11 protein-coding genes and 1 tRNA gene are annotated in these 15005 nt (G+C 72.8%); 6 read left to right on the top strand and 6 right to left on the bottom strand.

Annotated elements, in window-relative coordinates:
* Nucleotides 1-309 precede the first annotated feature (309 nt).
* The 4 genes from IE241_RS06565 (at nucleotide 310) to IE241_RS06580 (ending at nucleotide 3847) form a co-directional block, all read left to right on the top strand.
* A complete protein-coding gene (locus tag IE241_RS06565; protein WP_190020672.1) occupies nucleotides 310-549 on the top strand; it encodes a chaplin in 240 nt (79 codons plus the stop codon).
* Nucleotides 550-737: 188 nt separating this feature from the next.
* Entirely contained in the window at nucleotides 738-2213 is a 1476-nt protein-coding gene (locus IE241_RS06570) for an AlkA N-terminal domain-containing protein (RefSeq protein ID WP_190020673.1), read from the top strand.
* Between the two features lie 24 nt (nucleotides 2214-2237).
* Nucleotides 2238-2729, top strand: a complete 492-nt coding sequence (locus IE241_RS06575) for a methylated-DNA--[protein]-cysteine S-methyltransferase (RefSeq protein WP_190020674.1) — start codon at nucleotides 2238-2240, stop codon at nucleotides 2727-2729.
* 2 nt (nucleotides 2730-2731) lie between these two features.
* On the top strand, nucleotides 2732-3847 hold the full coding sequence (locus tag IE241_RS06580; protein ID WP_190021066.1) for a DUF5937 family protein: 1116 nt from the start codon (nucleotides 2732-2734) through the stop codon (nucleotides 3845-3847).
* A gap of 66 nt (nucleotides 3848-3913) precedes the next feature.
* Here the strand turns inward: IE241_RS06580 and IE241_RS06585 are convergent, their stop codons facing one another.
* From IE241_RS06585 to IE241_RS06600, 4 genes are all read right to left on the bottom strand, one after another.
* Nucleotides 3914-11329 (bottom strand): laminin G domain-containing protein, encoded by a 7416-nt coding sequence (locus tag IE241_RS06585; protein ID WP_190020675.1) that lies wholly within the window; start codon nucleotides 11327-11329, stop codon nucleotides 3914-3916.
* A 419-nt stretch (nucleotides 11330-11748) separates the two neighbouring features.
* Entirely contained in the window at nucleotides 11749-11997 is a 249-nt protein-coding gene (locus tag IE241_RS06590; protein WP_190020676.1) for a hypothetical protein, read from the bottom strand.
* Between the two features lie 63 nt (nucleotides 11998-12060).
* Nucleotides 12061-12369, bottom strand: a complete 309-nt coding sequence (locus tag IE241_RS06595; RefSeq protein WP_190020677.1) for a hypothetical protein — start codon at nucleotides 12367-12369, stop codon at nucleotides 12061-12063.
* Nucleotides 12370-12371: 2 nt separating this feature from the next.
* Complete coding sequence (locus IE241_RS06600; RefSeq protein WP_190020678.1) at nucleotides 12372-12938, bottom strand: DUF5994 family protein; 567 nt, start codon at nucleotides 12936-12938, stop codon at nucleotides 12372-12374.
* Nucleotides 12939-13274: 336 nt separating this feature from the next.
* Between IE241_RS06600 and IE241_RS06605 the strand changes: the two genes are divergently transcribed.
* A complete protein-coding gene (locus IE241_RS06605; RefSeq protein WP_190020679.1) occupies nucleotides 13275-13751 on the top strand; it encodes a DUF5994 family protein in 477 nt (158 codons plus the stop codon).
* 22 nt (nucleotides 13752-13773) lie between these two features.
* On the opposite strand, the gene IE241_RS06610 is transcribed toward IE241_RS06605, so the two are convergent.
* Nucleotides 13774-14196, bottom strand: a complete 423-nt coding sequence (locus IE241_RS06610) for a YjbQ family protein (RefSeq protein WP_190020680.1) — start codon at nucleotides 14194-14196, stop codon at nucleotides 13774-13776.
* A 335-nt stretch (nucleotides 14197-14531) separates the two neighbouring features.
* On the opposite strand from IE241_RS06610, the gene IE241_RS34910 reads away from it, so the two are divergent.
* Nucleotides 14532-14945 carry an STAS domain-containing protein gene (locus IE241_RS34910; protein WP_373300617.1) on the top strand — a complete coding sequence of 138 codons (414 nt, stop codon included), beginning with the start codon at nucleotides 14532-14534 and terminating at the stop codon, nucleotides 14943-14945.
* Here IE241_RS34910 and IE241_RS06620 read toward each other — a convergent pair.
* A tRNA-Arg gene (locus tag IE241_RS06620) sits at nucleotides 14907-14979 on the bottom strand. The genes IE241_RS34910 and IE241_RS06620 overlap by 39 nt on opposite strands.
* Nucleotides 14980-15005: the final 26 nt, after the last annotated feature.

The raw sequence follows: 15005 nt of genomic DNA on the forward strand, positions 1-15005 counted from the left end.
GCGCGGTCCCGGCGAGGACGCATTGCGCCGTACGGGGCATTCTTCGGACCCCGGCCCGGAGAGCTTTTCCGCTAATCCGCCGGGGGTGGCGCCGCGGAAGTCCCGATAATCGCCGTGGATTTCCGCATGGCGCATGCACGGACAGGGGCGTGGAAAGGGCGGGCCGCCGGGGGAGAAAGGCGGTCACCCATCCGCACCACGTACGAAACCTTTGCGAGCACCGGGCGTTGAAAACCACACCCCGGCCGTCACCGGTCGGGCGCCCCCCAGTACGACCGAGCAAGACCAAGCAGCAAAGGTGTCTCCCCCATGTCACGAATCGTCAAAACGGCTGCCCTGACCGCCACCGTCGGTGCGGCGCTCGCCGGTCTGACCGGCCACGCGCTCGCCGACGCGGGCGCCAAGGGTGTGGCCGCCGGTTCCCCCGGCGTCATCTCGGGCAACGTCATCCAGATCCCGATCCACATCCCGATCAACCTCTGCGGCAACACGATCGACATCGTCGGCCTGCTGAACCCCGCGTCCGGCAACGTCTGCATCAACACCTGACGCGAGGAGACGAACGGCGGTCCCCGGGGTGCCCCCGCCCCGGCCCGCCGCCCCGGTGTGGCGCCCCCGATTCCGTCGCGGGCGCCACGCTGCTTTCGCAGCTGCTTCTGCAACACGGGTCACGGGCTCCGACATGGATGTCGGATTTCCGCGAGATCGGGGCCGGGGTGTCCGCCAATACTGGCGGCATGCACAACGACGTGGACCGGTGCGTCCGGGCCGTACAGTCCAAGGACGCCCGCTTCGACGGGTGGTTCTTCACCGCGGTGACGACCACGCGCATCTACTGCAGGCCGAGCTGCCCCGTGGTGCCGCCCAAGCCGCGGAACATGACCTTCTACCCGAGCGCGGCCGCCGCGCAGCAGGCCGGCTTCCGGGCCTGCAAGCGCTGCCGGCCCGACGCGAGCCCGGGCTCGCCGCGGTGGAACGAGCGGGCCGGCCTGGCCGCCCGGGCCATGCGCCTGATCGCCGACGGCGTCGTGGACCGCGAGGGCGTGCCCGGGCTCGGGGCGCGGCTGGGGTACAGCACCCGCCAGATCGAGCGGCAGCTCGTCGCCGAGCTGGGCGCGGGCCCGCTCGCCCTGGCCCGCGCCCAGCGGGCGCAGACGGCACGGCTGCTGATCGAGACGACGCCGCTGCCGATGGGGGAGGTGGCCTTCGCCGCCGGGTTCGCGAGCATCCGCGCCTTCAACGACACCGTGCGGGAGGTCTTCGGGCTCTCCCCGAGCGAGCTGCGGGCCCGGGCCGCCGGCCGCGGCCGCCCCGCCCCCGCGACGACCGGCACGGTCGCGCTGCGCCTGCCCTACCGCGCGCCGCTCTTCCCGGACAACCTCTTCGGGCACCTGGCGGCGACCGCCGTGCCGGGCACCGAGGAGTGGCGGGAGGGCGCGTACCGCTGCACGATGCGGCTGCCGAACGGGCACGGCATCGCCACCCTGCGCCCGGCGGACGGGCACATCGGCTGCCGGCTGGCCCTGACCGACCTGCGTGACCTGGCCGCCGCGGTCAGCCGCTGCCGCCGCCTGCTCGACCTCGACGCCGACCCCGAGGCCGTCGACGGCCTCCTCGCCGAGGACCCGCTGCTGGCCCCGCTCGTGGTGCGCGCCCCGGGCCGCAGGGTGCCGCACACCGTGGACCCTGCGGAGTTCGCCCTGCGCGCGGTGCTCGGCCAGCAGGTGTCCACGGCAGCGGCCCGTACCCTCGCCGCCCGCCTGGTGACCGCCCACGGCACGCCGGTCGAGGACCCGGAAGGGGGCTTGACCCATCTGTTCCCGGCGCCCGGGGACCTGGCCGCGCTCGACCCGGAGACCCTCGCCATGCCGCGCACGCGCCGCCGGACGTTCACCGCCCTCACCGGCGCACTCGCCTCCGCGGAGCTCGACCTCGGCCCGGGGAGCGACTGGCAGGGCGCTCGCGAGCGGCTGGCCGCACTGCCCGGCATCGGCCCCTGGACCGTCGAGACGATCGCGATGCGCGCCCTCGGCGACCCGGACGCCTTCGTCGCCACCGACCTCGGCGTCCGTCTGGCCGCCGCCGCGCTGGGCCTGCCCACCACCCCGGCGGCCCTCACCCGCAGGTCCCGGGCCTGGCAGCCGTGGCGCTCGTACGCCGTCCAGCACCTGTGGGCGACCGGCGACCACGCCATCAACCGCCTCCCGGCCTGACGGCCCCGCTCGATGGGAAACACCATGTTCGACCGCACCCACACCGTGACGGACAGCCCGTACGGCCCCCTGACCCTGGTGGCCACCGGCGGCAGGCTCTCGGGCCTCTACATGGAGGGCCAGCGCCACCGGCCGCCCCAGGAGACCTTCGGAGAGCCCGACCCGGCCCCGTTCGCCCGCGTACGGGAGCAGCTGGAGGAGTACTTCGCCGGGGAGCGCACCGGGTTCGACCTCCCCCTCGCCCTGAACGGGACCGACTTCCAGCGCACCGTCTGGAACGCCCTCCTGGAGATCCCGTACGGCGAAACCGTCTCCTACGGCCGGCTCGCCGCCCGTATCGGCCGCCCGTCCGCGGCGCGGGCCGTTGGCCTGGCCAACGGCAAGAACCCGATCGGCATCATCGTCCCCTGCCACCGCGTCGTGGGCGCGACGGGCGCCCTGACCGGTTACGGCGGCGGCCTCCCGCGCAAGCGGCGTCTGCTCACTTTCGAACAAGCAGGCATCATGACGTCGTGAGCGTGAGCATAAACATCGCAGGGCTGCCTCAGGAACGTATCGTCTTCGAGACCTCGCCGCTGGGCGAGCTGTGCCTCGCCCTGCACGCGCTGGCCGAGCCCGGTCACCACCCGGGGCTGGCCGGCTGGGTCACCGCGACGGCCGCCGCGCTCCGGCCGGATCTCGCCGACCGGCTGCAGGAGGCCGACTTCCTGTGGCGCACCACGTTCTCCGACCTCTTCATGCCCTTCGCCGGGCTGCGCGGCGGCCGCGCCGTCAGCCCGGGGGCGACCCTGGCCGAGGAGCTGGACCTGCTGGACCTGCTGGACGACGAGCAATTCGTCACCACGGCCCTGGAGTTCTCCTGCCTCGCCCTCTACAACCAGGGCGGTACGTCGCCCCTCACCGACCCGCAGGCGCGCACCCGGGCGCTGGAGCAGGCCGCCGCCCGCGGGCCCCGGCAGGTGGAGTTCGCCGAGCGCCTGCTGAAGGACCCCGCCTCCGTACGGGCCTGGGTGCGGCGGCTGTTCGAGGACTGCGACGACGCCTTCTTCGCGGACATCTGGCAGCGGGTCGAGCCCCGCCTGGCCGCCGACACCCGGCACAAGACGGAACTGCTGCGCCGCAAGGGGCTGCGCGAGGCCCTGGCCGACGTCTCCCCGGCCATCGTCCTGGAGGACGGCGGCAACCGCATCAGGGTCGACAAGCTCGCCGACGGCAGGACCACGGCGGTCGATCCCGTCGTGGGGCAGGGCGTGACGTTCGTGCCCTCGCACTTCGGCTGGCCGCACCTGATGGTCCTGCACCGGCCCGGGTGGCGCCCGGTCGTCCACTATCCCGTCGGCTCGCCCGAACTGCCCGCCCCCACCTCGGTCGACCTGCTCAAACTGCGCCTGGAAGCGCTGGCCCACCCCGTGCGGATGCAGGTGTGCCGCAGCACGGCCCGCACCGCGCACACGACGGGGGAGCTGGCCGGCGTCCTGGGCATCAGCGCGCCGGAGGTCTCCCGGCACCTGTCGGTGCTGAAGAAGGCCGGCCTGATCACCGCCCGCCGCCGCGGCCGCTACGTCCTCTACCAGCTGGACGTCAGGTCGGTGGCGCGCCTCAGCAGCGACTTCCTGGAAGGGATCCTGCGCTGAGGCGCGGCCCGCGAGGGGACGCCCGGGCCGGGGAAACCGATCCTCCCGGCCCGGGCACCCGCGGCATCAGCCCTCGACGCCGTAGTACTGCGCGAGGAAGCCGATCACCTCCTCCGCGTGCGGGGTCAGCTCCGGCAGGTGCGTCGCGAGGGCGCCGCGCACGGCCCCGGCGAGCTCGGCCCGCCCGGTGGCCGCGCCCCTGACGTACGGGTCGAGGCGCCGGACGAGCTCGTAGTTGCTCTCCAGGTCGAGCTGACGCATCGTCCGCTCCAGCGGGGCGGCGCCGTCGGCCGGGACGGGCGGCAGGAGCCTGCTGACGAAGGTGACGCGGTGCATCACCCGCCAGCACGGCGGCTTGCGGTCCGACTGGCGGGCCTGGCGCAGCGCGGCCGCGTTCGGGTCCGTGCCGTTCTCCAGCCAGGACGGGTCGACGACCTTGTGGAAGAAGGTGTCGAAGTGCTCGGTGTCCTCGCCCAGGTAGAAGCTGAGGAACCGGTACGCATCCACCTTGCCCGGCGCGTTGACGGGCTTGCCGTCGGCGTCGAAGACCGGCTTGCGGTTCGTGTCGTACTGCTGGACGTTGCCCGACGGCGAGCAGGTGACGTTCAGCCCGAAGGAGCGCGTCGCCTCCTTGCCCCGTGCCCGGGTGACGGACATGCCGCCGCCGACCGACGCGTCCAGCTGCGCGTTGATCCCGATGCCCATCACGTCGAACGACGTGCCCACGGAGGCGCCCACGGAGCCGGACAGCGAGTACGAGCCGGAGGTCGTCTCGCTGACGGCGTCGGTCGTCTCCGTCGTCTCGGCGAAGAAGCCGCCGTCCGCCGTCCAGACGTAGGTGTTGACCAGGTCGCGGCGCGAGAAGCCCTCGCCGGTGGAGCTGCCCGCGGTCTCCCGCCCCTTGCCGGGCGCGGTGTCGCCGCCGATCGCGCCGCCCAGCACCCGGCCGGCCCGCTCGGCGGTCGGGTCCGGGGCGTGGGTCTCGGTCGACACCGACTCGTAGTAGCCGCGCAGCCGCTGCTGCTCGCGCTGGATGCGCCGCTTGATCGCGTACGCCTCGCGCGGCTTGTAGTAGCTGTACTCGCCGTGGTCGCGGGCGTCCGCGTAGTCGGGGTCGGCGACCCTGCCGCGCTCGTCGTAGCCGATCGTTCCGTCCAGCGTGCCCTGCTTGGTGTAGCGGGGGTTGAGGGGGAACGGGACGACGTTCCAGTCCTTGGGGATGTCCGGGTTGGGCTGGATGCGGTAGGCGACGAGGGTGCCGCTGTGCGCGAGCCGCAGCGCGAAGACGTCCGCGGTCTGGGACTGGACGAGGGCGAAGCCGGTGTTGACGGGGACGTAGCGGCGGCCCAGGGAGGGGTTGAGGGGCTTCAGCGGATCCTCCCAGCTGCCGGAGAGCTCGACCTTCATCGCCCGGGCGGTGTTCTCGCCCTGCGAGACGGCCGTCTCGTCGGCCCAGCTGTTGGAGAACTCCAGGCTGCCGCGCACGCCCACCGACACCTTGGCCTTCGCCATGGACTTGGCCACGCCGAAGCCCAGCGGTGCGGCGATCATCCACATGTCGACGTCGACCTCGTTGGAGAGGGCGAAGTTGAACGCCGCGTCGACGCTGCGCTCCTTGGCCGACGACAGCGAGTGGACGACCTGCTCGGCCTGGGTGAACTCCACCGCGGCGACGCCGTCGTAGGTCGCGCGGTCGGGGTCGATCGTGTTGGGCGTCAGGTTCTCCGAGGGCACCGGCGGGGCGCCCTCCACGTAGCCGACCAGCTGCGGGTCGAACTGCACCTGGCTGACCCACTCGCTGACCAGGTCCCCGACCTTGTAGCCGGTGACCAGGTGCCAGCGGCCGTCGCGCAGATAGCCGTACGCCCGCTTGAGCACGCCGAAGGCCTCGCCCTTGACGGTGTACTGCATGTCCGCGTACTCGGCGACGGCCGGCGCGCCCGAGACCGTCTCGTGGAACGGCGTGCGCATCGCGGCGAGCGCGGAGCGGACCTGTGCGGTGTCGCTGGAGACGGGGGCGGTGGACAGGACGGCGGCCGGGCGGGCGGGGGCGGCGCGCAGCGTCAGGTGGTTGCCGCGCAGCCCCTCGTCGCGTACGAGGTCCGCCGTCTCGTCTGTTGAGGCACGGTCGAAGGACCAGTAGGCGATCAGGTCCTCCTTCTCGCCCCGGAGGCGGGTGAAGAGGTTGTCCAGAACCTGCTCCTGGGTGCGGGCGGTGCGCCAGATCCGCACCTCCTCCAGGACGCCGTGGAAGGGCTGGCCGGGCTTGCCGTCCTTGAGCCGGGCGCCGAGGGAGAGCGCCGCGTCCCCGTAGTCCGCGAAGTCCGCGTTCGGGACGCCCGCGTCCGGGAAGCCCGCGGCCGGGAGGCCGGCGGGCTCCAGCGGGTCGCAGGCCACCGAGACGCCGTTGCGGTAGAGGCGGAAGACGCTGCCGCGCGGGTCGGGGTTGGCCGTCCAGCGGGCCCCGCGCAGCCGGGCGGCGTGCGAACCGGTGGTGTCGGCGGCGGTGTTGCCCGCGTTCTCCTCGAACCGCCAGTGTGCCGTCAGCCCCCGGTCGCGCGCGGAGACGGGCGTGCCGAGCTGGGCCGCGTCGCGGGCCACGCCCCACAGCCGCGCCTCGGAGACGACGCCGGTGAAGGAGTGCGTCTCCAGGCCGTCCCGGGCCCGGCCGAGGTCGAGCGTGCCGGTGTTGCCCTTGGGGCCGGGCCCCTCGTAGCGGGCGGTGCCGGCCTCGCGGCCGTCGACGAAGAAGCGGACCTCCTGCCACTCCTGGAGGTCCACGGACTCCACGAGCTCCACGGTCTGCCTGACGGGCTTGCCGTCGGCGCCCGCCGCGGTGATCTCCTTGGAGCCCTTGCGTTCCTGCATCGACCGGCCGCCCTTGCGGACGACGGCGATCCGGTGGAACGTTCCCGCGGTGAGGGCCTCGGTGGAGGCGAACCGCACGAGCTTGCCGTCCGGCTCCTCGAAGCCGAACTCCAGCCGCCCGTCGGGCAGGATGAGCAGCCGGTACGGGACGCTGCCGCCGGCACCGTCCGCGGCCCGGCCCTTGGAGAGCAGGCCCTGAGTGGTGCCGAGGGCATCGGTGCGGCAGAACACCTCAAGGGTGAGGTCGCCGGTGACGTCGAGGGCGTCGTTGTCGGGCACCTCCAGATAGGCGCCGTCGGCGAGCTCGACCGCCCACGACTGCTCGTAGGCGGCGGCCAGGTGGGTCCACTCGCGCAGAGGGAAGGCGGCGCGGGTGGCGGTGAGGCGGTTACCCACAGCGGCGACGATGCGGTAGCCGGGGGCCTCGCCGGAGGTGAGCACCTCGGGGGCGGTGGCGGTGGTGACGGTGCCGCGCAGGGTGACGGTGTAGTGCTGCGGCGAGCGGTCGGTGACGACCGGCTTGCCGTCGGGCCCGGAAGCCGGCCCCGTGCAGGACCAGCAGCCCCAGAGGCCGTTCTCGTCGCCCTTGAGCCGCATCCCCATCCGCTCACGGATCTCGGTGGCGGTACGGGCGGTCGCCCACAGCCGGACCTCGTCCATCTCGACGCGCGCGTAGTCCGGGATCCAGCCCGCGTGGGAGCTGCCGAAGCTGAAGGGGCCGCCTCCCCGGTACTCGCGCGTCGCCGTGCGCCGGGCGACCTCCGCGCCGTCCCGGTAGATCACCTGCTCACGGGAGGCCTTCGTGTAGACGCAGGCCCAGTGGTGCCAGGCGGTGTCGGTGTACTTCTCCTTCGTGTCGAGGTCGTCCCCGTAGAAGGCGAAGGTGAAGGCGCCGTCCGCGCGGAAGCCGATGTGCAAGGAGGAGCTGTCGGCGGCGTGGGACGTGCCGTGGCCGACCACGATCTGCGGGCGGCCGTCGGGGGCCGTGGGCCTCCGTGCCCAGAACTCGACCGTGAAGTCGCTTGAGGACATGTCGAGCTGCGTGTCCGTGACGGCGATGCCGTTCTTGCCGTCGAAGGACAGGGCGGGGGTCGCGGGTGGCGCGGGCGGGGCGAACAGGCCGAGGGTGTACGGGTTGTCGCCGGTGCCGCCGGTGTTGGCGTGGACGATGCGGGCCGCGCCGGGCACCCGCTCGGGGTTGACCCACGCCTCCAGGGTCAGGTCACCCGTCGCGGCGACGCGGTCCAGCCGCTCGTCCATGGCCAGGACGTTCTGCCGGCCGTCGAAGGCGTACGCCCGGCCGGGCTTGTCCGCGCGCCAGCGGGGGCCGTGACCGGTGACGAGGTCGGGCACCGCGCCGAGCGGCACCTCCTGCGCCTTGCCGGGGTCGACGACCAGGAGCCGGGAACCGGCGGACAGCGGCACACCGGGGCGGTTGCTCTCTGCCTGCTGTGCGTAGTCGTACGCCTGGCCCGCCGCACCGTTGACGACGGCGGCGAAGTCGGCGGCCCGGCGCGGCAGCCGCCGCCAGATCTCGCTCTCCTTGCCGCGCCGGATCGTCAGCTCGCACAGCCCGGCGTCGCCGACGTCCATGATGAGGATGTCCAGGCCGGCGAGGTCGGTGCCCGCGTCGCGGGCGGCGAACGTCATCGCGGTGCCGTCGGGGCCCGCGAACTGCCGGGTGGCACGGGAGACGAGGGTGTCGTAGTACGTGGCGAAGAACTGCCCGTTGGCGCCCCGGAAGTACAGCACGACGCTGCCGGTGGCGCTGTCCAGCAGATACGGGCGGTCGGCGCCGCGGGCGAACTCCAGCAGGGCGCCGGAGCAGCTGAGACCGGTGCGGTCGACGGCGAGCTGCGGCATCGGCAGGGCGATGTCGTCGGCGCCCTTGAGGCCGCCGGTCAGGCGGGCGAGCTCCTCGCGCTTGGCGGTCAGCTCGGCCTGGATGACGGCCAGCTCGCGCTGGAGCCGGTCGATCTTCTCCTGGCCCGCGTCGGCCTGGCGCAGGCGGGCCTCGGCGAGCGCGAGGCGGTCGTGCAGGCTCCGGAGCTCGGAGTCGTAGACGCAGGGCCGGACCCGCTCCATGACGACCGCACCCTCGCCGCTGGAGGTGACCGTGCCGAGGTCGTACTGGACCACCCGGTCGCGGTTGATGCGGTCGATGGCGCTGATCGCCTTGCCGCTGTAGCGGTTGACGAGGGCCGAGCGGCCGTCGCCGAGGTCGCGGACGGTGAAGTGGCTGTTCCAGCCTCTGATGTTGCGCCGCCACAGGACCAGCTCGGCGCCGTTGTCCCGGCTCTCGTCGCGCACGTGCACGTCGAGCGCGCCCGCCTCGTTCATCATGAAGTAAAGGGGGTAGCCGTCATGGCTGCCGCCGAGCTCGACGAAGTGCCACACGGTGGTGGCGTCGTCCTTGTCGGCGGTCCTGACCAGCGGGGCCTCGTTCTGGAGGCGGCCCGACACCGCGAGGTAGAGATCCTGGCCGTCGCGCTGCTGCGTGAACCGCACGCGCCAGAACCACGCCAGCGGGTTGTCGTCCAGCCGGGCCTTGAGCGCGTCGCGCTCCTCCCGCGCCTGCTGGGCGTCCGCGGTCTGCGGCGCCAGCCGCGCGATCTCGGTCTCCTTGCCCGCGGCCGCCCGGTCCAGCTCCCGCACCTGCGCGTCCAGCTGGCTGATCGCCTCGACGTCGCCACTGGCCTCCGGCGCGGCCAGCACCGGCAGCGCCAGCTCGTCCGGCACCTGCGCGAGGCGGCCGTCCCGGCCGACGCCGAAGTCGACGGTGGCCGCGTACGCCTCGTCGGTGGCGGCGCCGGTCTTCGGGTCGGGCCCGGACGTGGCGTACGACAGGAGGACGCGCGCCTGGCGCTTGGCCGGCTTGGGCTCCTGCCCGTAGCCGACGGCGGTCTCCTCCTGCTGGTGGTAGAGGACGGCGGACAGGCCGGAGACGACCGCGCGGCCGGTCACGGCGAAGCTGTCGCGTCGCACGCCGGGGTGGTCACCGACGGGCGCCTGGGAGGTCACCCACTTCGGGTCGCCGAGGAGCTCGCCGTGGCGGGCGCCGTCGGTCTGGTCGTGCAGGCGGGTGCCGGAGCCCTCGTCGAAGCGGTAGTAGGCGACGAGGCCGGAGTCGTCGCCGATGAGGCGGAGGCCCTTGTCGCGCTTGAGCTCGTCGGGGGTGCGGGCGCGGTCCCAGATCCGCACCTCGTCGAGCTCGGCGCGGGCGCCCTGGGCGAGGGCGCGGCCCAGCAGGAGGGGGCCGGTGCCGGTGTAACCGGAGTCCGTGGTGCGGCTGCCGGCCTCCTCGCCGTCACGGTAGACGGTCTGCCGGCGGCTCTTGTGGTCGTAGACGCAGGCCCAGTGGTGCCAGGCGGTGTCCGTGACGGGGTCGTCGCAGTTGAGGTCGTCGGCGTAGAAGGCGAAGGTGAAGCGGTCGTCCTCGCGGAAGCCGATGTGCAGGGACTTGAGCGGGCTGCCCGACTCGTCTCCGTGGCCGATCAGGAACTCCTGGCGGCCGTGGGCGGTGCGCCGCGCCCAGAACTCGACGGTGAAGTCGCGGCCGGCCAGCTCCGGCCCCTCGGCGACGCGCACATGGGCGTCACCTTCGCCGAAGGCCAGCGCGGTCTCCGCGTGCCCCTCCGTGCTCACCACGGGTATCAGCGGCTGCCCGGTGAACGGGCAGGTGCCGGGGGAGCGTTCGTAGACGGCGTCGCGGTGGGCAGGGTCGGGGCTCGTCCAGGCCTGGGTGCCCTGGAGGTTGAACAGCCCGTCGCGGCCCTGCTCGACGTTGAAGGAGTCGATGCGGCCGGTGGCGTCGTTGTGCGCGAAGACCTGCCAGCGCTGCTGCCCGTGTACGGCGGTGGGGACCAGCAGCGCGGCGAACCGCCCGCCGGAGAGGTTCCGTACGAACGACAGCTCCTGGGTCGGCTCGCGGAAGGGGCGCCCCTCCATGTCCGTCGTGCCCAGGCTGTCCTTGGCCGAATCCGGCCGGTCCTTGTGCCGGCTGCGGCGGTAGCGGGCCTCCAGTACGGGCTTCAGCTCCCCGCCGACGAGCAGGAACCGGTCGCACAGCAGGGTGTCGCTCACCAGCGGCACCTTGGCGCCCGCGGCGTCCTTGACGTAATCCGCACGCTCCGGGTCCCCGGAGGAGGCCCCGCCGGCCAGCTTGTGGACCGCGTCGGGGTCACCGGCACCCACGGACTGGCGCAGCACCACGATGTGGGTTCCGTCGGACAGCGCGTGGAAGGGGGCGAGCGCGGTGAGCCTGGCGGTGGTGGACAGGAAGGGGTCGCTCTCGCCCTCCTCCAGCCGCTCGCGAGGCCCGGCCTCGACCCGGCCGCCGCGCTTGACGGTCGGCAGCGCGGTGGCACCCGCGGCCGCGAAGCCCACGTCCGTGATCTCGGAAGGAAAGGGCAGCGGCAGGGGGTTCTCCGACCAGTACGCCGCGTCGAGTTCCCCCTTGGCCTCGTCGTGCCGCGCCAGATCGAGGACCGTGTAGACGAGCCGCCGCCGGTCGTCCAGGGCCAGGGCGACGGTGGTGCCCTGGTGGCGCACGGTGGTGGTGTGCACGTAGGAACGGTCGCTGTAGACCTTTAACAGATGCTGCTCGCCGGACAAGGCGTGTCCTCTCACATGGTGCGGCCGGGAGGCCGGGCAGACCGGAACCCGGGGAAAGGAGCGGGGGACCCCCGCTGACCTGCGCCGCTCCCCGTCCGCGAGCGCAGCGATCACACGATTTACCGGCGGGATTCCCCCGTCAAGGAACGCTTTCCGCCACCCGGTCCGGAAACAGGACCCAGTGCGCCGCGGGGGGTGCGGGGTGGGAGGGAAGCAAAAACGCCCCTCCCGGAGAGAGGGGCGTGCGGTGTGGAGCGAGTGTCCCCGGCGGGATGGCGGGATGGCGGGATGGCGGGATGGCAGGACCCGAACCTGCGGCCAAGCGCTTCGGCCGGGACATCCAGCCCTCCACGGCCGCTTTCCGTCCGGGCCACGGCCACTCCCCGGCGACGTACCCTCGGGGGCTCCTGTTCCGGCCGCTATTCCGTAGTGCCGCGGCAGAAGCCCTCGACGCGGAACCACAGGCCCGGGGCGTAGACCGCGTGGATGACGGCTTCCTCTCCCTTCGTGACCCGCAGGATTCTCAGGGTCCCACCGGGAAGTACGTCGTATTGGTAAGTGATCTCGGCATTACCCTCGACGGTGTCGTCGTAGGAGATGTCCGCCGTGCGATCGTTCGCGTATTCCTTCGGTGGACGGTTTTCCACCAGTTTGATGAAGACGCTCATGAGCCAACCGTACGGTCCTTTCATGAGCCTCGCCCTCCGGGATGAGGGGAGGTCGCGGGCTGTTCAGACCTCGTCATTCGGCGGTCGGCCGGCCCCCGGAGCCGCCCCCGAAGCTCGGCTGGTCGCCAGCCAGGACCGCGCGGGACCGGCGGGATGCGTGGTATCGACGGTGAGGTGGAGCCGGGTACCGCCTTCGCGGCCGGCCGGGTAGCTGCGTTGCTCGGTGGAATCGAAGCAGTGCCGGACGACTTCCGCGACGCGGCGGGCGGTCTCGGGGGACGCCGCGACGATGCGAATGTCGGCCCGTCCCGCCGACGGCACCGGCTCCGCCGGTGTGCGGGTGGGGGTGGGGGTGGCGCGTGCGGGCGTCATGGTCACTTCCTCCGGCCGGAGCGTGGAGGCGGAGGCCCGGTCGGGTTCCCGGCCGGTGGCGGCGCGGTCCCACCCTCTGCCTCCCACTCCTCTTCGCGGTCTCGCGACTCTGTCGCGTCGTCGGCCGCTCGTTCGTCCTCCATCAGCCTGCTCGCGGTGAGGAGGCCTCCGGGGGCGGTCGCGGCGGACATCAGCCGGGCTGCCGCGGCCGGGTCGGTCTCCGGCGGGATGATCAGCAGGTCCAGGCGGTCCGCGGAGTAGGAGAACACGAGGAGCTTGTGCGGGTCCTGCTCGTTCGAGAACCACCCCACGTGCACCGTGTGCCCGGTGACGGGAACCTTGCGCGGGATCACGGGCCAGAAGGCCGGATTCACCGTGACGCGGGTGACCCGCCCCCAGGAGTGGTCCAGCCGCTCCGCCAGTGCGGGGAGCTCGCGGGAGAGGTCGCGTGAGCGGGGCCACCAGGCGCCGTCCAGAAGCCCCGGCGCCGTCCCCGGCGCAAGGGACAGGCGGGCGGGCGGCGAAGGGGCATGATCATCGGTGATCGGATGGTCGATGGCGACAGCCATGATGCGAACCTGCCCCCGGGCTCGTCATCGACTGCCCGGCGTTGTGACTCGCCGGAAACGACACCCGCATGGAGGCCGGTGTACGAAGTGTTCCCGGTTTCCCCACCCTACTCCGGCAGGCGGTTCGCAGGCCTTGCGCGACCAGGGCAATCCCCGGGAGCGTCGGCGTGCGACGGCCGTGCGACGGCCGTGTGGCGGGCCCGCGGCCGGCCTGCGGAGTACCGTGGGATTACTGCGAGCGCTTCGCCCGGTGACTGCGACGCACCCCGGACGACGGCCGGACACGCCGACACACGCCGCACACACGCCGAATCCTCGGAGACAGGCGAGCACACCATGGCCGATTCCGACACCCCACGCCTTCCCGGGCTTCTGCCGGACGCGATCCACCACGCCGTGACACCCGGGACGGCGCTCCTGCGGCTGGAGACGACACAGGAGCGCGGGGGAGTCCTGGACGGCGCGTGGTGGCCGCGCTCCCGCGACATCGGTGCCGAGCTTCCCGGCCTGATCACCGCCCTGACCGAGCACCTCGGCCCCATCACCCGTGTCGGCCTGGACACGAGCGCCTGGGGAGAGCTCCCGACCCGGCTGACCATCGACGACCGGGTCGTACGCATCGATTCCTTCCCCGTCGGTGACGACACGGTCCTCATCACACGGGGCGAGAACGATCACTTCGCCCTGCTGGTGGTCCCGCCCGACGCCACGCCCGACGCGGCACGTGCCGCGATGGCCAGAGCCGTACGGGCCGACAACATCACCCGGGCCGAACAGATCCTCATCGACACCGGCAGCACCCGGCAGACCTGAACGCCGGGGCGACGGCCCGGGGTCAGCCGAGGAAGGACAGCCGGACCCGGCCGTCGGCGCCGCCCCGGCCGGTGGTCACCAGAACGACGGACTGCGAGGCCCCCAGCTCCAGCTCACCGCCGACCACGGGCAGCGTGGCGTGCGGCGGGACCAGAGCCGGGAGCATGTGATCACGGCCGGGGCCCCCACTGCCGTGCCGCTCCCGCCAGCGGTCGTCCGGGGGAAGAACCTCACCCAGGGCCGCCAGCAGGTCGTTGTCGCTGCCCGCGCCGGTCTCGATGACAGCCAGCCCGGACGTCGCGTGCGGGGTGAAGATGTTCAGCAGTCCATCTCGCCCGTGAGCCACCTCCCGGAGGAACACGGAGCACGCGCTCGTCAGATCGTGCATGGTTTCGGTGGAGCCGGTTGTAACGTCGACAGTGCGGGTGGTGAAGGTGCCGGTCATGGTTCACCAGTACCCGCTGTACGGGAGCAGCGCTGACGGCTGGACGGGTTGTTCCGCCAAGACTCCGCTTGCCGGAGTCGCCCAGCCGCCCGGCCCCCGCAAGGACCGTTCTGTTCAGCTCTGTTCAGCTCTGTTCGTGACGTACGGGCAGGACTAGGCTGCCGGGTGAGGCCCCAGCCCCCGGCAGCACCGAGATGTGATCCGCTCCGAGGAGGCACGTGGTGCCCGTAGAGCGCAAAACCGTCCCCGCCCCCGCTGAAGCTCCCCGAGGGGCAGGCAGGCGAGTGTCCGCATCGCGCTGTCACTCGCCACCCTCCGGCAGCCCACGAGACCGCGTGCTCACGGTCCGCGGAAGGCTGGACCTCTCCGGGGTCCCGAGGCTGCGCGAGCGCCTCCTGCACGTATCCCACAGCCCCGGAAGCCGGTTGGTCCTCGACCTGTCCGGCGTCACCTCTTGTGACGCCCTGGGCCTTGGACTGCTCGTCGCCGCCGCCCGCCGGGCCCGGGACTCCGGCGGCGACCTCTGCCTTGTCGCGCCGCGTCCCGCCGTCGCCCGAGCCCTGAAGGCCAGCGGGCTGAGCAGGCTCCTCCCGGTCCTTCCCGGCAATGACGGTCAGCCCGGTGCCGGGACAGGCGACGGCCCGGCCCCGCGCCCGGGCACCAGCAAAAACGCCCCTCCCGGAAGGGAGGGGCGTGCGATATGGAGCGAGCGCCCCCGGCAGGACTCGAACCTGCGGCCAAGCGCTTAGAAGGCGCCTGCTCTATCCACTGAGCTACGGGGGCCGGTGTGTGCGGCGGTCGCGGACGGC

The organism is Streptomyces hiroshimensis (assembly GCF_014650335.1).
Classification (GTDB): domain Bacteria; phylum Actinomycetota; class Actinomycetes; order Streptomycetales; family Streptomycetaceae; genus Streptomyces; species Streptomyces hiroshimensis.